Below are 16757 nucleotides of genomic sequence, written 5' to 3'. Positions count from 1 at the left end.
GGCAAAGAAAAACCCGGCCGAGGCCGGGTTTTTCATGAAACGTCAAACCAATTACTTGGCCTGGGCTTCTACCTGAGCTTCAACGCGACGGTTGATAGCGCGGCCTTCTTCGGTGGCGTTGTCGGCAACCGGACGGGTTTCGCCGTAGCCAACCGAGTCAACACGGCTGGATTCTACGCCGTACTGCTGGGTCAGGACCTGCTTGACAGCGTTGGCGCGACGCTCGGACAGCTTCTGGTTGTAAGCGTCTGGGCCCACGGAGTCAGTGTGACCTTCAACCACGGTGGTGGTCTGTGGGTACTGCTTCATGAAGTCAGCCAGGTTCTTGATGTCGCCGTAGCTGTTTGGCTTGACGACCGACTTGTCGAAGTCGAACTTGACGTCCAGCTCAACGCGAACGACTTCGGCAACAGCCGGGCAGCCGTCGGCGTCAACGGTAACGTTGGCCGGGGTGTCAGGGCACTTGTCGACGTTGTCGCAAACACCGTCGTTGTCGCTGTCGGAGCAGACTTCGGCAACTGGAGCAGGCGCTGCGGCAACCTTGCCACCGCTACCACCGAAGTTCAGACCCAGACCAACGGTCGGACCCCACTCGGTGTTGCCGTTGTCGATGTTGTACATGGCTTCAACGCCAGCACGGGCGAAGAACATGTCGGTGATGTACCACTTGGCGCCAGCGCCAACGTTGGCGAAGGTGGAGTGGTCACGGCCGCTACGGGTAGCCTGACCCAGGCTCTCGTGAGCGAAACCGGCAGAGACGTACGGACGCAGAGCATCGCCTACGGTACCGAAGTGGTAGGTAGCGTCGAGCTTGGTCTTGGAACCCTTGATGTCCTTGTTGAAGACTTCGCCACGAGCGTTGTGAGTCTCGTTGTAACCCAGATCCAGGGAGACGTCGTCGGTCAGGAAGTAACCCAGGCGAACACCAGGATTGGTGCCGTCGTTCTTGAAGTTACGCTCGCTGTCGTAGTACTGCTTGGTGACGTTGCCTTCGATTTCGACAGCGCCTTGGCCTTGGGCCAGAGCACCGAACGAAGTAGCAGCTACGAGCGAGCCAATGGCCAAGCCCAAGGTGTTTTTCAATTTCATCCGTTAAATCCCCATCTGATGATAGTTAAGCAGTCCCACCAACATCCGGGGGACAACTCGACGGCAAGTCTAGCAGAATTTGCCGATTCGTTAGAGACATTTGTACACGGCTAAGTTTCACTCAACCCGGCAAATTTCTCCCGAAGCTTGTCTAGCGCGCGCTTGTACCGCATTTTTGTTGCGCTCAAGCCCATGTGCATGATATCGGCGATCTCCTGAAACTCCAGTTCTGCGACAAATCGCAGCACCAGGATCTCCCGGTCGATCGGGTTCACATGCACGAGCCACTTGTCCAGCCCGCCCTTTTCTTCCGGTTTCGGCGCCTTGTCTTCGGACGCCTCTTCAACAGGGTCCAGGCTCAAGGCATCCATCAACCGACGCTTGCGGCGCTCCTTGCGGTACTGGGTGATGCACTCGTTGTAGGTAATGCTGTAGAGCCAGGTCTTGAACTTGGATTTGCCCTCGAAGTTCTTCAAACCGTACAGCACCTTCAGCATCACCTCCTGACAGACATCGTCGGCATCCCGATCGTTCCCCAAGTAACGCGCACAGACGTTGAACAGGGTCCGTTGGTAGCGCCGCATGAGTTCCTCATAGGCGCGAGTTACGTGATACAGCTCCTCATGCGAACGCGCCACCAACTCCTCGTCCGTGAGCTCGCGGGGGTCATAACGCATGGGCGGCGAATGAACTTTATTCAAAACGGATCTGGCCGACAGTCAGGTCAATGTCGCCGCTTAGCCCCATGGGCCGATTTTCGCGGCGGCATACATTAACAGCTTTTGTGCGGTTAGCGGCTATTGACACGCTGCTCAAGTAGTTCACGGTTAGACATCGACACCAATTCGCCATCATCGGTCAGCACCGTCGTCTTGACCGTACCGATTTCCTCGATCTGCCCTTCGACCTCTCCAATCCGCACATGCTGGCCGACCTGATAGAGTTCGCGCACGTAGATCCCGGCCAGAATCTGCCCGGCGATCTCGCGGCTGCCGAGGCCCATCGCCAACGCGATTGCCAGACCAACGGTAATCAGCCCGATGACGATCACGTGGTTGAGCAGGTCGGTTTTCACCTCCAGCTGACTGATGGCCACCGAGATGCTGATGATGATCACCAGGCCTTGGGTGATACGCCCAAGCCCTGCGGAATATTCCAGCCCGATGCCTTCCGCGGCACCGCGCACCAGGCCATTGGCTACTTGCGCCAGCAGCACACCCGCCAGCAGCACCAGCGCCGCGCCAAACACCTTGGGCAGGTACAGCGCGAGCATGTCGAGGGTAGCCGAAACCCGCTCGAGCCCCAGGGATTCGGCGGCGGACACCAGGAAAATCAACAGCACGAACCAGTACACGATCTTGCCGATCAGGGTCGAGATCGGCACCTGGATACCGGTGCGACTGAGCATCTTGGTCAGGCCGGTACCGGCCATCAGACGGTCCAGGCCGAACTTGGCCAGTAGCTTGGACAGCAATGTGTCGAGCAGCTTGGCCACGACGAAACCAAGCAGCACGACGACCAGGGCACCGAACAGGTTCGGGATGAAGTTCGCCACCTTGGTCCAAAGGGCGGTCATCGCAGTGACCAGGCTCTGGGTCCAGAGATCGAGTTCCATATTCAATCGGCCTTATCTGCTTTGCTGCCACCGGCAGCGTTGCGGGTAGAGTTTCTACGAACAGGCGCGACATGCGCCGAGCCATTGTTCACGGCAATCATCAACGCCTGGCTCCAGCGGCCCAGGAGGCTGAACAGATCACCCGCGCCCACCTGACGGTTGGCGGTTTTCAGGACGCGACCCAGGCACGCGGCATCGTCACGGTCCTTACCGGACGGCGACGCCTTGAGCAGGTCACGCAGGGATTCTTCGAACGGATCGTGCATAGGCACCTCACGCAGTGTCAGTCAGAGACGAGGGCGCAGGACGATGGGTCACACTGACTGGCGCTGTGGGTGTTTCAAAATGAGTGCGCAGCGGCCGGATCGCCGGCGCCTCGCTGTAGGTGCGATACGCCCCGTGCACGACTAGACCCACCGCAACCGCCGGAACAGCCACCACTGCCCCACCGCCAACCCGAGCACGACGATGCAGGCAAACAGGAAGCCGTAGGGGTTTTCCGCCCCCGGAATACCGCCCACGTTGATACCGAGCAACCCAGTGATGAAGCTCATCGGCAGAAAGATGCAGGTGATGATGCCGAACCGGTACATGGTCCGGTTCATCCGCTCACTGCGGCGTCTGTCCTCGCTTTCGAGTACCAACGCGGCACGTTCGCGGGTCAGTTCGAGCTCTTCCAGGTAGCGGATCAAGCTGTTGTTCAACTCGTTCCAGTAATCGGCGTCGGCGTCGGCGAACCAACTCCACTTGCTGCGCGACAACTGCGCGTAGATGTCTCGCTGCGGGGCGAGAAAACGGCGCAGGGCGGCGGCGCGACGGCGGATTTGCTGCAGGCTGGCCTGTTCGGGCGAGTACCGTTCGTCGGACTCGACCTTTTCTTCTTCGTTGTCGACCCACTCGGAAAGGTCGCTGACCAGCCCCTGAACCTTTTCCGTCAACAGCTCTCCCATCAACAGCAACAGTTCGGACGCCGACTTGGCCCCCCTGCCCTCGGCCAGGTGCTGGAGAATCTCGTCGCTGGCGCGCAAAGGCCGCAAGCGCAGGGAAATCACCCGCTGCGCTTCGGCGAAGATGCGCACGGAAACCATGTCTTCGGGTTCTGCACCCGGGTTGAGGTTGACCCCACGCAGGAACAGCAGCAACTGCTCGCTGGCCAGCGGCAACAACCGCGGACGGGTGTTCTCTTCCAGCAACAGGTCGCAGGCGAACTCGCTCAGGCCACTGTCGTGCAACAGCCAGGTACGTGTCTGCGGATGGCTTCGGTCCCAGTGCAGCCAGAGGCTTTCCTGCGGCTGCAACTGCAGCCCGTCCAGTTCGGTACGGGCGATCGAGCGCGCGCCGCCTTTGCCATCGAGCACCAGGGCATGCACCAGCCCCCACTGCGCGTTGTCTTCCTCTAACATCGACACTCCATCAGCGCGCGCGGCGCATCACTCCGGCATTTTCAGCGGGCTTGGCGAAACGATCACGCCGTTGTTGTCGGCGTACACGTATTCACCTGGGCGGAAGGTCACCCCGGCGAAAGTCACCGGCACATTGAGATCGCCAATGCCACGCTTGTCGGTCTTCATCGGGTGGCTGGCCAAGGCTTGCACGCCGACATCGGTCTGGATCAGCACGTCCACGTCTCGCACGCAGCCATAGATCACCAGGCCCTCCCAACCGTTCTTGGCGGCTTTCTCGGCCAGCATGTCACCGAGCAGTGCACGGCGCAGCGAACCGCCGCCATCGACCACCAGCACCTTGCCCTTGCCATCGAGCTCGACCTGCTCCTTGACCAGCGAGTTGTCTTCGAAGCACTTGATGGTGACGATCTGGCCGCCGAAGGAATCGCGGCCACCGAAGTTGCTGAACATGGGTTCCAGCACCTGGACCAGGTCCGGGTAGGCGTCGCACAGGTCGGGCGTTACGTAATGCTGCATGGGAAGCTCCTGTCAGTCACAACGAAAGCGGTAGATCACGCAAGGCTACACCGGGGAGGCAGTTGCAGTCATCCGGGACCGATCAGTCAGGTGAATTTCGTCTGCGCGGACCTTATCGCCGGCAGGCCGGCGCGCCCATGGACTGCCCCACCCCGGGTTTGACGGCGAGGATAGCCCTGACGCCTCAACCGGCGGGCACAGCCTGCGCCACCACTGTGGACTCATGCACCGGCAGCAGCGGCTCTCGCAACCAGCGCTCCACCAGAGGCCACACCTGGGCCTGCGCTGCCTTGCTCACCAGCATGTCGACATGCCCGAAGGCATCGAAGCCTTCCTCGCGCCCCAGGCGCAGGAACTGCTTGCGCTCGCCGCCAAACTGGTCGAACAGCTTGCGACACGCCCATACCGGGTCCTGGAAGTCCCCTGCGCCGGCCACTGCCAGCAGCGGCACATCCACCTCGGCCAACGCCGCCCACCAGTCGCTCTGCTTATCGCCAAAGCGACCGAACAGACCATGCCAGCGCATGCTCTCCAGCGCCAGGCCGATCGGCTCGTCCTCCGGCCCACGCTTGAAACGCGGCCCGGATATCTGTTCCCAGCGCTTGAGCACCAGCTTCGCCCCCCAAGCCAGCGGCGGCACCTTCAATGGCCAGTAGACACGGCTGACCTGGGTACCGAACAGCGCCACGCTGGCCGCCTGTTCGGCCTCGAGAAAACCGCCGCCCAGGGCCGCCACCAGGGTGGTCCCGCCCAACGAATGGCCGATCCAGTGAGGCGTCTGGCCCGACTGCTCGCGCACGAACGCAGCAATCAACGGCAGATCGTGGCGGGCATAGTCGGCGACGCTGTTGTGCTTCCACCTGAGGTTGCGCGGCGACAGCCCATGGCCGCGCATTTCCGGGATCCACACATCGAAACCGGCTCGCGCCAGATAGGCCCCAAGGCCGATGCCCTTGGGCGAATACCAAAAGCGCCGGTTGGAGAAACTGCCATGCAGCAGGATCACCGGCAGGCCTTGGGCCCGATTCTGATCTGCCAGGCCCAGGCGGGTCACGGCCAGCTCGACGCTCGGGTCAGGGCTGTTGCCAGCCTTGATCCGGTATACATCTTCGCTGAGGTCACCGCGGCGCTCGGCACTGAGCAGGGCCACGGGAAAAAGATTGCTGCTGCTTTGCATAAAGTTGCTTGGTGCACAAAAAAGGGCGGGATCCATTGCTGGAACTCGCCCTGGATGAAACCAGGCGGGGACGCGCCAGACGCGCCCCCGCAATTCACTGCATCAGGCCACACCCTGGCCTTCGGCCAGGAAGAACCAGGTCTCGAGTACCGAGTCCGGGTTCAGCGACACGCTTTCGATGCCCTGCTCCATCAGCCATTTGGCCAGGTCCGGGTGGTCCGACGGGCCTTGGCCGCAGATGCCGATGTACTTGCCAGCCTTGTTGCACGCGGCAATGGCGTTGGCCAGCAGCTTCTTCACCGCGGGGTTACGCTCATCGAACAGGTGGGCAATGATGCCCGAGTCGCGGTCCAGACCCAGTGTGAGCTGGGTCAGGTCGTTGGAGCCGATGGAGAAGCCGTCGAAGTACTCGAGGAACTCGTCGGCCAGCAGCGCGTTGGACGGCAGCTCGCACATCATGATCACGCGTAGGCCGTTATCGCCACGGGCCAGGCCGTTTTCGGCGAGCAGGTCGACCACCTGGCTGGCCTCGCCCAGGGTACGCACGAACGGCACCATGATCTCGACGTTGGTCAGGCCCATCTCGTTGCGCACGCGCTTGAGGGCACGGCATTCGAGCTCGAAGCAGTCACGGAACGACTCGCTGATGTAGCGCGAAGCACCGCGGAAGCCCAGCATCGGGTTTTCTTCTTCCGGCTCGTACAGCTTGCCGCCGATCAGGTTGGCGTACTCGTTGGACTTGAAGTCCGACAGGCGCACGATGACCTTTTTCGGGTAGAAGGCCGCAGCCAGGGTGCTGATACCCTCGACCAGCTTCTCGACGTAGAAGCCGACCGGATCGTTGTAGCCGGCGATGCGCTTGTCGACGCTCTCTTTCAGCTCTGGCGGCAGGCCGGCATAGTTCAGCAACGCCTTGGGGTGCACGCCGATCATGCGGTTGATGATGAATTCCAGGCGCGCCAGGCCAACACCTTCGTTGGGCAGTTGGGCGAAGTCGAAGGCGCGGTCCGGGTTACCGACGTTCATCATGATCTTGAACGGCAGCTCCGGCATGGCGTCGACCGAGTTCTGCTTGACGTCAAAGCCCAGTTCACCTTCGAAGATGAAGCCGGTGTCGCCCTCGGCGCAGGAGACGGTGACGCCCTGGCCATCCTTGAGGATCTGGGTGGCATTGCCGCAACCGACCACAGCCGGAATACCCAGCTCACGGGCGATGATCGCCGCGTGGCAGGTACGGCCACCACGGTTGGTGACGATGGCGCTCGCGCGCTTCATGACCGGTTCCCAGTCCGGGTCGGTCATGTCGGAGACCAATACGTCGCCTGGTTGCACCTTGTCCATTTCGGACACGTCGTTGATAACGCGGACCTTGCCGGCACCGATGCGCTGGCCGATGGCGCGGCCTTCGACCAGAACGGTGCCTTTTTCCTTGAGCAGGTAACGCTCCATGACGTTGGCGCTGGCGCGGCTCTTCACGGTCTCAGGGCGAGCCTGGACGATGTACAGCTTGCCGTCGTCGCCGTCCTTGGCCCACTCGATGTCCATCGGGCGCTGGTAGTGCTGCTCGATGATCATGGCCTGCTTGGCCAACTCGTTGACTTCGTCGTCGCTCAGGCAGAAGCGCGCACGATCGGCGCGGTCGACTTCGACCGTCTTGACCGACCGTCCGGCCTTGGCTTCGTCGCCATAGACCATCTTGATCGCCTTGCTGCCCAGGTTGCGGCGCAGGATCGCCGGGCGGCCAGCCTGCAGCGTCTGTTTGTGGACGTAGAATTCGTCCGGGTTCACCGCACCTTGCACCACGGTTTCACCCAGGCCATAGGCGCCGGTGATGAACACCACGTCGCGGAAGCCCGACTCGGTGTCGAGGGTGAACATCACACCGGCGGTGCCGGTTTCCGAACGGACCATACGCTGCACGCCAGCGGACAGGGCCACCAGCTTATGGTCGAAGCCTTGGTGCACGCGGTAGGCGATGGCGCGGTCATTGAACAGCGAGGCGAACACTTCCTTTGCCGCGCGGATCACGTTGTCGACGCCACGGATGTTCAGGAAGGTCTCCTGCTGGCCGGCGAAGGAGGCATCCGGCAAGTCTTCGGCGGTGGCCGAGGAACGCACGGCCACGGCCATGTTGTCGTTGCCCTTGGACATTTCGGCGAAGGCAGTTCGGATTTCCGAATCCAGGCGAGCCGGGAACTCGGCCTCCATCACCCACTGGCGGATCTGTGCGCCGGTCTTGGCCAAGGCGTTGACGTCGTCCACGTCCAACGCATCAAGCGCGGCATGGATGCGGTCGTTCAGGCCACTCTGCTCGAGAAAATCGCGGTACGCCTGAGCCGTAGTGGCAAAGCCGCCCGGCACCGAAACGCCGGCACCTGCGAGGTTACTGATCATCTCGCCCAGGGATGCGTTCTTGCCCCCCACATGCTCCACATCATGGACGCCGAGCTTATCGAGGGAAACTACGTACTCTACCAAGGTGATCTCTCCACTAACTGTATTGGAAAAGCTCAAGGGCGCCCGCCTGCCTGTTCTGACTTGGCCGGACGCTTGTGGCCTGTACCTGGAAAATAAGTGAGAATGCCGACAGCCGCATTCGGCAAACCGAACTTATCATATCCAAGAAACGTCATCAGCTTAAGGCCCAGGATGCAAATGAAAAGAACCGCGTTCTTCATCTCCGATGGCACCGGCATCACCGCCGAGACCCTGGGCCAAAGCCTGCTCGCTCAATTCGATAGCATTCCGTTCAACAAATTCACTCGCCCGTACATCGATACGCCTGACAAAGCGCGGACCATGGTCCAGCAAATCAATGCCGCGGCGGAGCGGGACGGCATGCGCCCGATCATCTTCGACACCATCGTCAACCAGGACATCCGCGAGATCCTGGCCACGTCGAATGGCTTCATGATCGACATCTTTTCGACGTTTTTATCCCCGCTCGAGCAGGAATTGACTGCCCATTCGTCGTATTCCGTCGGTAAATCCCACTCAATCGGTGGCAACTCCAACTACATGGAGCGCATCGAAGCGGTCAATTTCGCTTTGGACAACGACGACGGCGCCCGTACCCACTACTACGACAAGGCCGACTTGATCCTGGTGGGCGTATCGCGGTGCGGCAAGACGCCCACCTGCCTGTACATGGCCATGCAATTCGGTATCCGCGCCGCCAACTATCCGCTGACCGAGGACGACATGGAGCGCCTGCAGCTGCCCGCGGTGCTGAAAAAGCACCAGCACAAGCTGTTCGGGCTGACCATCGACCCCGACCGCCTGACTGCCATCCGCCACGAGCGCAAGCCCAACAGCCGCTATTCGAGCTTTGCCCAGTGCGAGTTCGAAGTGAGAGAGGTGGAAAACCTGTTCCGGCGCGAGAACATTCCCAACATCAACTCCACGCATTTTTCGGTGGAGGAGATTTCGGCGAAGATCCTGGTGGAGAAAGGGGTGGAGCGGCGGTTCAAGTAGCCAGAGGGTGGGCTGCAAGGGGTTAGTCTTAGGCGATTTTTTCCCTGTAAGATCGGGCGCCGCCCGCGCGGCGCATCGCGAGCGAGGCTCGCTCCTACGGGATTTGCGTGCGTCTGGGGCAGGCGTTACTGGCCGGAAAAAACGAGGGGCGAGCCCTGCTCGCGATGCGTCGCGTGGGCGGCGCTCGATTTGCGTACCACCACAAAACTCCCGCCAAGCCTCATAAAAAAGCCCCGGCATCACTGCCGGGGCTTTCTCATTTCAGCTTGATGATCAGGACGGCACCACCGTCGCCTGCCCACTCATCGCCAAGTCGACCAGCTCGCGGTTGGCCACCGCGTACATCGCATAGTCAGTACCCGGTGCGTTGCGCAAGTCGTCTAGCATGGCGCGCCAGCGCTCGACCATCACCCGGTGCTGCTCGGCCCACAGCGCCACGCGGGCATCCATGTCCTGCGGCGCATCCGCCATCTGCAGCACGGAAATGGTGATCGCGCGCTGCTGCAGGTCGATGTCGTCGCGGAACGACTCGCGGGCCAGTGCCTGCCAGTTGTTCTCCACCGTCAGGTTGCTGACCTCCTGCAGGTACCAGGTCAGGTCGAAGGCACTGCCCACAGCGAAGAACGCCTTGGCCACCTGGGCCGGATCATGCCCGGTCACGTCAGCCGCCTCGATGATCGGCAACAGCGTGTACAGGTGGCTGGTACCCGCCACCATGCGCGCCAACAGCTCCGGCACACCAGCATCGACGAAGCCCTGGTAACGAACCATCCAACGCTCACGGGTCGGGCCTTCGAGCAACTCGTCGAGCTTCAGGCCCAGTTGGGCGATTTTCGGCCCGAAGTGCGCGGTGTCACGCCCGGCATCCTGCTCGTTGCGACGGCTACGCAGGAACCAGCGGGTGGCCCGGCGGCCCAGGCGCATCAGCTCGTCCATCAGGGTCAGCTGGACCTCTGCCGGCACCTGGTAATCCAGCGCCTCGATCTGGCGGAACCAATGCGGCAGGTGGAAGATGTCGCGCACGATCACATAAGCCCCGGCCACGTTGGCCGGGCTCATGCCGGTCGACTCCTTCAGGCGCTGGACGAAGGTGATCCCCATGTTGTTGACCAGATCGTTGGCGATCTGGGTGCTGACGATCTCACGTTTCAGACGATGACGACGCATGGCGTCGGCGAACTTGCTGACCAGCGACGGCGGGAACGCGGTTTCCATGTCACGGGTCAGGTAGTCGTCGTCCGGCACCAGCGACTTGAGCAGTTGCTCCTTGAGGTCGATCTTGCTGTACGAAATCAGCACCGACAGCTCGGCACGGGTCAGGCCCTGGCCTGCGGCCAGGCGCTCGGCCAACTGCTCCTCGGACGGCAGGAACTCGATGGCCCGATCCAGCTTGCCCCGGCCCTCCAGGTCAGCCATCAGGCGCTTGTACTCGGCGATCCGCTCGCGGGCACGACGGGCCGCCAGCGACAGCGCCTGGGTCTGCTTGTAGTTGTTGCCCAGCACCAGGCTGGCCACCTCGTCGGTCATGCTGCCGAGCAGCTGGTTGCGCTGCTTCTCGGTCATGTCGCCACCCTGCACCACTTCGTTGAGCAGGATCTTGATGTTGACCTCATGGTCGGAGCAGTCCACACCACCGGCGTTGTCGATGAAGTCGGTGTTGGTAGCGCCACCGTGCAGGCCGAACTCGACCCGACCCAGCTGGGTCATGCCCAGGTTGCCGCCCTCACCCACCACCTTGCAGCGAAGCTCGTTGCCATTGACGCGCAGGGCGTCGTTGGCCTTGTCGCCGACATCAGCGTGGCTTTCGCTGCTGGCTTTGACGTAGGTGCCGATACCGCCGTTCCACAGCAGGTCGACCGGCGCCTTGAGCAGCGCGTTGAGCAGCTCGGTCGGGGTCAGGCGATCAGCCTCGATGGCGAAGCGCTCTTTCATCTGCGGGCTGATGGCAATGCTCTTGGCACTGCGCGGGAAAATCCCGCCGCCTTCGGACATGATGCTGGTGTCGTAGTCGCTCCAGGCCGAACGTGGCAGATCGAACAGGCGCTGACGTTCGGCGAAGCTGGTGGCCGGATCCGGATTCGGGTCGATGAAGATGTGCAGGTGGTTGAACGCCGCCACCAGTTTCAGCTTGTCGGACATCAGCAGGCCGTTACCGAATACGTCACCGGCCATGTCGCCGATGCCGATCACAGTGATCGGGTCTTCCTGCACGTTGATCCCACGCTCGCGGAAGTGGCGCTGAACACCCACCCAGGCACCGCGGGCGGTGATGCCCATCTTCTTGTGGTCGTAGCCAGCCGAACCACCCGAGGCGAAGGCATCGCCCAACCAGAAGCCGTAGTCGATGGCGATGCCGTTGGCGATATCGGAGAAGGTCGCTGTGCCTTTGTCCGCCGCTACCACCAGGTACGGATCGTCATCGTCGTGACGCACCACGTTGGCTGGCGGCACCACGCCGCCCTCCTTGAGGTTGTCGGTGATGTCGAGCAGTCCACTGATGAAGATGCGGTAGCACGCTACGCCCTCGGCGGCGATCTCGTCACGGGTGCCACCCAATGGCAGACGACGCGGCAGGAAGCCACCCTTGGCCCCGACCGGCACGATCACCGAGTTCTTCACTTGCTGGGCTTTCACCAGGCCCAGCACCTCGGTGCGGAAGTCTTCCTCGCGGTCCGACCAACGCAAGCCGCCACGGGCGACGTTGCCAAAGCGCAGGTGCACACCTTCGACCCGCGGCGAATAGACGAAGATCTCGAACTTCGGCACCGGCTTGGGCAGTTCGGGAATCAGCTTGGGGTTGAACTTGAAGCTGAAGTACGACTTGTTGTGCCCATGGGCGTCCGGTTGGTAGAAGTTGGTGCGCAACGTGGCCTTGATCAGGTCCAGGTAGCGACGCAGGATACGGTCCTCGTTGAGCACCTGAACGTCGTCCAAGGCGCTGAGAATAGCCTGCTCCAGGCGCTGCTGCTTGTCGTCCAGGTCGTCCTGGGTGAGTTTGCGCGCCAGGTAGAAACGGGTCTTGAACAACCGGGTCAGCTCACGGGCGATGTCGGTGTGGTTGTTCAGGGTGCTGGCGATGTAGCCCAGGTCGAAGCCCAGGCGAATCTGCTTGAGGTAACGCGCATACGCGCGCAGCAGTGCCACATCGCGCCACGGCAGGCCGGCGGTCAGGACCAGGCGGTTGAAGGCGTCGTTCTCGGCATCGCCTTTGACGATGTGGACGAAGGCATCCTGCAAGATGTCGTTGAGCTGCTGGATATCCAGGCTCAGGCCTTCGCTGTAGGTGAAGGCGAAATCGTGAATCCAGTATTCGCGGCCGCTGGCATGACGCAAGCGGTACGGGAACTCACCCAGCACGCGCAGGCCAAGGTTCTCCAGGATCGGCAGCACATCGGACAGTGCCAGTGGCGTATCGGCGTGGTACAGCTTGCAGTGCAGCAGGCGCTCGCCAAGACGGGTCAGCGGCTGGTAGAAACTCATGGCCAGCGGCTTGTTTTCAGACAGTGCCAGCACGTGCTGAAGGTCGACCACCGCCGAGTGCGCAGGGAAGCGCTCACGGTAGCCGGCCGGGAAGCCTTTGGGGAAGTCGGCAAGAATGTTGGTGCCCTGGGCCTCGCCGAAGTTCTCGATCACCAGTGCCGAGTAGTCGTCCTGCCACGAGCGGCAGGCCTGGATCACTTCGTTTTCCAGCTGCTGCGGGTCGATGTCGATGCGGTTCTTCGGGTCGACCCGCAAGATCAGCTGCACACGCGCCAGCACCGACTCGGAGAAGAAGGTCCAGAACTCGCAGTCGCTGGCCTTCAGGCGCTCCATCAGCACCTGCTGGATCTTCTGGCGCACCTCGGTGGAGTAGATCTCACGCGGTACGTAGGCCAGGCAGTAGCAGAAGCGGCCGTAGGGGTCCTTGCGCAGGAATACGCGAATCTTGTTGCGCTCCTGGATCTGCACGATCGACATCACGGTGCTGAACAGCTCGTCGACCGGGGTCTGGAACAGGTCGTCGCGTGGCAACACCTCTAGCACCTGGGCCAGTTCCTTGCCCAGGTGAGCCTTGGGATCGAAGCCAGAACGGCGCTCGACTTCATTGACCTTGACGCGGATGTACGGGATGGCATGCACACTCTCGCCATAGACCGACGAGGTGTACAGGCCCATGAAGCGGTGTTCCTTGATGACCTTGCCAGCGGCATCGAGCTGGCGAATCGACACGTAGTCCGGATAAGCCGGGCGATGCACGCGGCTGGGCAGCGCAGCCTTGGCGAAGGACAGCAGCAGCGGCTCGTTGAGGTAGGCCACGGCGTAATCTTCGATGCGCAGTTCTTCGGCGCTCAGCCCCACGCGCAGGCGCCGTGGCAGGCCGAGGAATGACTGTTCGTCGTACACCATCTGGCCGCCGGCGTTGTCGTCCCGGACCGTGAATTCTTCGTAGCCCAAGAAAGTGAAATGGTTGTCCAACAACCATTCGAGGAACGCCTTGACCTCGGCCTTCTCATGCTGCACCGGTGCGAACGGCGTCTGCTCCACCAAAGCGACCACTTCGCGCAGCTTGGCCTTCATCGGCTCGAAATCGGCAACTGCCACCCGCACTTCGGCCAAGACCTGCTCGATTTCACGGGTCAGCACCGTCAGTTCGGCGGCATTGGCGCAGCGGTCGATCTCCAGGTACATCAGCGATTCATGACGCACGCCCTCACCCTGGGTGCCCTTGGGCAGCAGTTCGAGCAGTTCGCCCTTGGCGCCACGACGCACGCTCAGCACCGTGGTCTGCAGGGTGTGGATGCTGTAGCCGCGGCGGTTCAGCTCGGTGCGTACCGAATCGACCAAAAATGGCAAGTCGTGGTGCAGCACCTCGACCACCGTGTGGGTCGATTGCCAGCCATTGCGCTCATAATCCGGGTTGTAGACCCGCACTTGCGGTTGTGCAGGGTCGAAGCGCTCGATGATGCGCCAGGCAGACAGCGTGCAGCCGGCCAGGTCGGACAGCCTGCGCTGGGTGAGTTCGTCCAGAGAGATGATGCCGAAGAACTGCTCGGCGAACAGCGCCACTTGTGGCAGGGACTGTTCGCTGATGTGCTGCGCCAGGGCCGCCTGCAGTTGGTGCTGGAAGTCGGCTTTGCTGGCTGCGGTGAAGAACGCCATCTGTGGTACTCCGCTTGGGCTTTGTAATAGTTGAAGCGTCGCATGCGTGCGCCTTGGTACGGATCAACGATAGCCAAACCGTGGCAAGGCGGACGGTAAAACCAGGCGTTGAACGTGTAGGCCACGTTCATAGGCTCGGCGCAGCTTAACGACTGAGTGGTCACTACGGCTTGCAGCGCTGCGACAATTTCGGTCAAGGGGGGGTAACTTTACGTTTATGGATGCGTGCAAGGCTGTCAGAATTCCCCCTCATTTCCTTTGATCCGAGCCGCCCATGCAAATCAAAACTGCCCTGCTCTTCGCCACGCCCTGCGATGAAGAAGAAGACGACATGGCGACCCTGTGCTGCCACAGCGACAAGGGACAGATGTTCCTGCTGACCCGCTACCCGGACGAGGACACGGTCGACCTGACCCTGGACGACGAACCCTCGACCCTGGATGGCTTGAAAGTGACCTTGAGTGCCCAGCGCTTGTTGATCGAAGTGGCTGCCAGTGACCGGGATGCGCTGAAAGGCGATGAGTCGCTGGAGATTGTGTTGACGTCGCAAGGAACTGACCTGGAAGAGGTGGCGCTGACGTTGCGCAATATCCTCGAGGGTACCGGTACCTTCGTTAGCGAGCTTTGAGGGCGCACAGGACCGGCCTCGATCGTCGGCGAACATCCGGCGCTGGTACGCGCACCTCCCCTGTTTCTGGCTAACGATCTGGAACAAACTCAGTTCAGGTACCACCGAACTGAAGAACGCGCTGTTCGAACGCGGTGACCTGGAACAATGCCGCACGTACTGCTCGTCCCTGGAAGCCGAGGACCTGCTGCCCTGTTCTGCAACGCCCCTTCGCAGGCTGCGACCTCGGCCATCCCCAGGCCAGACGATTGCCGAGAAGCCCCTCAAGACCCGCGGAACCTTGCTGTCCACGCAACTCCATTTGCGTGGACTGTCTGCCCTCATTGCACGGGGTTGGAGTGCATGACTCGACCTGCTTCAGCGGGTCTGTCGATGTAGAGCTGATCCAGTGTGCTGTTGCATAGCCCCTTGAGTGCATTCCAGTTTGCCGAGGTGTGGATGTATTTCTCTCGCAACTGGGCAGTTTCCTCCTGCGTCAACCCCGGGTCTGCGCTGTGCCCGAGAGCGAAGTCATGCAATTTGCGGCTGATGGTATGCAGATCGTCCGGCAGTTGATGGGCTGGGTCATTGCCCAGATTGGCGAAAGGCACCCCGCCGCGCACGGCCAGTTCCCGCATGACGCTCAGGTAGATGCGGGACAACTGTCCCTTCACCTCCCGCTGCCACTGCACGGCGGCATATACCTGTTTTTCCGGATCATCGCGGCGGCTCCGGCTTCCGGCGATGGGTGCTTCCCAGGTCAACAGCTGTGGCTTTGGCGCGGGCAAATCCTTGTACGCCTGCTCCAGCAAGGCGCGGGTGATTGCATACGCGCGAGTCCGTTCGGGAGGCGTGGTCAGTGCGACGCGGCTGGCGTTGGGTTTGCACAGGAGGACGCTTTCCTGCTGTGCCTGGGGATAGCCGCCACCGATGTTTGAATGGACGCCGGGCATGTGGATGTCGTGGTCGGTGCGCACCAACGGGAAGTTGTGTCGGCGCTCGTCGCTGGCGACCAGTTGCACCACATGCCGCGCACAACCCTGGGCCAAGCCCAGGCGTAGCTTGCCGAATCGGGCGGTGCCCTGGGTGAGGCGATTGTGCAGTGGGGCGGTGATGGCGGCGACGGTGTCGAACAGGCCGATGAAGTTGACGCTGGTCTTGATGTGTGGATATTGCGAGCAGATGGGTGTGTCGTCGTGTAGCCGGTTGAGCAAGTGGCGAGCGGCGGCGGCGCCCCGACTGAAGCCAAACAGGTCGAACTCGATGTGGTGGGGGTGGGGGTGGGTGTGCAAGCAGTCGATCAGGTGATGGTCGACCATGGCCAAGGCTTGCTGGACTCTGGCTTCGACACCTGTCTGACCGCGTCCGGTGGCTTGGGCGAAGGGCGAGTCCTGGCTGGCTTCGGTGGTGCCTATGCCTTCGATGTAGAGTTTCATGAAGTGCTTATTTGGCGTGGCCTGCGGTTGGCCGGTGGGGTATAGCGTGTGTAACAGGGCGATGTTGGTTGGGGCGTTGGCGTAACTGCCGGTGGTGTATTTTTGTGTGGGGGAGTCGGGGGTAACGGCGTTGCGGGCGTTGTTGCCGGTGCCGTCGAAGAAGATCCCTATGCGCAGGACATAAGGTTTGGTGCTGGTGAACACGGGGAATTTTTTACTCAACTCATCCATCTGGCTGAACTCCGGTTGGCTTGGTGAGTTCAGCAAGCAACAGCTTAACCTCGGTGCCTACCCGCAC

The 16757-nt window shown here is 61.6% G+C and carries 12 protein-coding genes and 1 pseudogene; 3 read left to right on the top strand and 10 right to left on the bottom strand.

The genetic code is table 11. The annotated features are described in order from the left end of the window. Positions 1-51: 51 nt before the first annotated feature. The 8 genes from VXM67_RS09820 to ppsA all read right to left on the bottom strand — a co-directional run bounded on the left by VXM67_RS09820 (position 52) and on the right by ppsA (position 8281). The gene (locus VXM67_RS09820; RefSeq protein ID WP_023379524.1) at positions 52-1089 is read right to left on the bottom strand and encodes an OmpA family protein; all 1038 of its coding nucleotides are present in this window, start codon (positions 1087-1089) and stop codon (positions 52-54) included. A 110-nt stretch (positions 1090-1199) separates the two neighbouring features. Beyond that, the gene (gene sigX / locus VXM67_RS09815; protein ID WP_023379523.1) at positions 1200-1766 is read right to left on the bottom strand and encodes an RNA polymerase sigma factor SigX; all 567 of its coding nucleotides are present in this window, start codon (positions 1764-1766) and stop codon (positions 1200-1202) included. 113 nt (positions 1767-1879) lie between these two features. Beyond that, entirely contained in the window at positions 1880-2704 is an 825-nt protein-coding gene (locus tag VXM67_RS09810; RefSeq protein ID WP_023379522.1) for a mechanosensitive ion channel domain-containing protein, read from the bottom strand. A 2-nt stretch (positions 2705-2706) separates the two neighbouring features. Next, on the bottom strand, positions 2707-2970 hold the full coding sequence (locus VXM67_RS09805; protein WP_023379521.1) for a hypothetical protein: 264 nt from the start codon (positions 2968-2970) through the stop codon (positions 2707-2709). Positions 2971-3111: 141 nt separating this feature from the next. Beyond that, positions 3112-4107, bottom strand: coding sequence for a CorA family divalent cation transporter (locus VXM67_RS09800; protein WP_367237643.1), 996 nt, complete (start codon positions 4105-4107; stop codon positions 3112-3114). Positions 4108-4134: 27 nt separating this feature from the next. Next, positions 4135-4626 carry a ribonuclease E activity regulator RraA gene (gene rraA / locus VXM67_RS09795; RefSeq protein ID WP_023379519.1) on the bottom strand — a complete coding sequence of 164 codons (492 nt, stop codon included), beginning with the start codon at positions 4624-4626 and terminating at the stop codon, positions 4135-4137. Positions 4627-4810: 184 nt separating this feature from the next. After that, positions 4811-5803 (bottom strand): alpha/beta fold hydrolase, encoded by a 993-nt coding sequence (locus tag VXM67_RS09790; RefSeq protein ID WP_023379518.1) that lies wholly within the window; start codon positions 5801-5803, stop codon positions 4811-4813. A gap of 102 nt (positions 5804-5905) precedes the next feature. Next, positions 5906-8281: a phosphoenolpyruvate synthase gene (gene ppsA, locus VXM67_RS09785; protein ID WP_023379517.1), complete on the bottom strand. Its 2376-nt coding sequence runs from the start codon at positions 8279-8281 to the stop codon at positions 5906-5908. Positions 8282-8452: 171 nt separating this feature from the next. On the opposite strand from ppsA, the gene VXM67_RS09780 reads away from it, so the two are divergent. Beyond that, positions 8453-9277, top strand: a complete 825-nt coding sequence (locus tag VXM67_RS09780; RefSeq protein WP_177325243.1) for a pyruvate, water dikinase regulatory protein — start codon at positions 8453-8455, stop codon at positions 9275-9277. A gap of 273 nt (positions 9278-9550) precedes the next feature. Here the strand turns inward: VXM67_RS09780 and VXM67_RS09775 are convergent, their stop codons facing one another. Continuing rightward, positions 9551-14416 (bottom strand): NAD-glutamate dehydrogenase, encoded by a 4866-nt coding sequence (locus tag VXM67_RS09775; protein ID WP_023379515.1) that lies wholly within the window; start codon positions 14414-14416, stop codon positions 9551-9553. Positions 14417-14690: 274 nt separating this feature from the next. Here VXM67_RS09775 and VXM67_RS09770 point away from each other — a divergent pair, with 274 nt between their 5' ends. Beyond that, a complete protein-coding gene (locus tag VXM67_RS09770; RefSeq protein ID WP_023379514.1) occupies positions 14691-15044 on the top strand; it encodes a hypothetical protein in 354 nt (117 codons plus the stop codon). Between the two features lie 46 nt (positions 15045-15090). Beyond that, positions 15091-15390: pseudogene (locus VXM67_RS09765) on the top strand (L-2-hydroxyglutarate oxidase); the annotation flags it as partial. Here the strand turns inward: VXM67_RS09765 and VXM67_RS09760 are convergent. Beyond that, positions 15365-16690: a DUF2235 domain-containing protein gene (locus tag VXM67_RS09760; protein ID WP_049818816.1), complete on the bottom strand. Its 1326-nt coding sequence runs from the start codon at positions 16688-16690 to the stop codon at positions 15365-15367. The pseudogene VXM67_RS09765 and the gene VXM67_RS09760 sit on opposite strands and share 26 nt — an antisense overlap. Positions 16691-16757 lie beyond the last annotated feature (67 nt).

The sequence above is a fragment of the Pseudomonas sp. Rh2 genome (genome assembly GCF_040762985.1).
Classification (GTDB): domain Bacteria; phylum Pseudomonadota; class Gammaproteobacteria; order Pseudomonadales; family Pseudomonadaceae; genus Aquipseudomonas; species Aquipseudomonas taiwanensis.
This window is presented reverse-complemented; position numbering and strand designations above follow the sequence as displayed.

What these genes read in the sequence shown, in the direction of transcription:
- sigX (WP_023379523.1), bottom strand. Translation starts at nt 1,766, where the DNA reads ATGCGTTATGACCCCCGCGAGCTCACGGACGAGGAGTTGGTGGCGCGT.
- VXM67_RS09780 (WP_177325243.1), top strand. Translation starts at nt 8,453, where the DNA reads ATGCAAATGAAAAGAACCGCGTTCTTCATCTCCGATGGCACCGGCATC.
- VXM67_RS09775 (WP_023379515.1), bottom strand. Translation starts at nt 14,416, where the DNA reads ATGGCGTTCTTCACCGCAGCCAGCAAAGCCGACTTCCAGCACCAACTG.
- VXM67_RS09770 (WP_023379514.1), top strand. Translation starts at nt 14,691, where the DNA reads ATGCAAATCAAAACTGCCCTGCTCTTCGCCACGCCCTGCGATGAAGAA.
- VXM67_RS09790 (WP_023379518.1), bottom strand. Translation starts at nt 5,803, where the DNA reads ATGCAAAGCAGCAGCAATCTTTTTCCCGTGGCCCTGCTCAGTGCCGAG.
- VXM67_RS09760 (WP_049818816.1), bottom strand. Translation starts at nt 16,690, where the DNA reads ATGGATGAGTTGAGTAAAAAATTCCCCGTGTTCACCAGCACCAAACCT.
- rraA (WP_023379519.1), bottom strand. Translation starts at nt 4,626, where the DNA reads ATGCAGCATTACGTAACGCCCGACCTGTGCGACGCCTACCCGGACCTG.
- VXM67_RS09810 (WP_023379522.1), bottom strand. Translation starts at nt 2,704, where the DNA reads ATGGAACTCGATCTCTGGACCCAGAGCCTGGTCACTGCGATGACCGCC.
- VXM67_RS09805 (WP_023379521.1), bottom strand. Translation starts at nt 2,970, where the DNA reads ATGCACGATCCGTTCGAAGAATCCCTGCGTGACCTGCTCAAGGCGTCG.
- VXM67_RS09820 (WP_023379524.1), bottom strand. Translation starts at nt 1,089, where the DNA reads ATGAAATTGAAAAACACCTTGGGCTTGGCCATTGGCTCGCTCGTAGCT.
- VXM67_RS09800 (WP_367237643.1), bottom strand. Translation starts at nt 4,107, where the DNA reads ATGTTAGAGGAAGACAACGCGCAGTGGGGGCTGGTGCATGCCCTGGTG.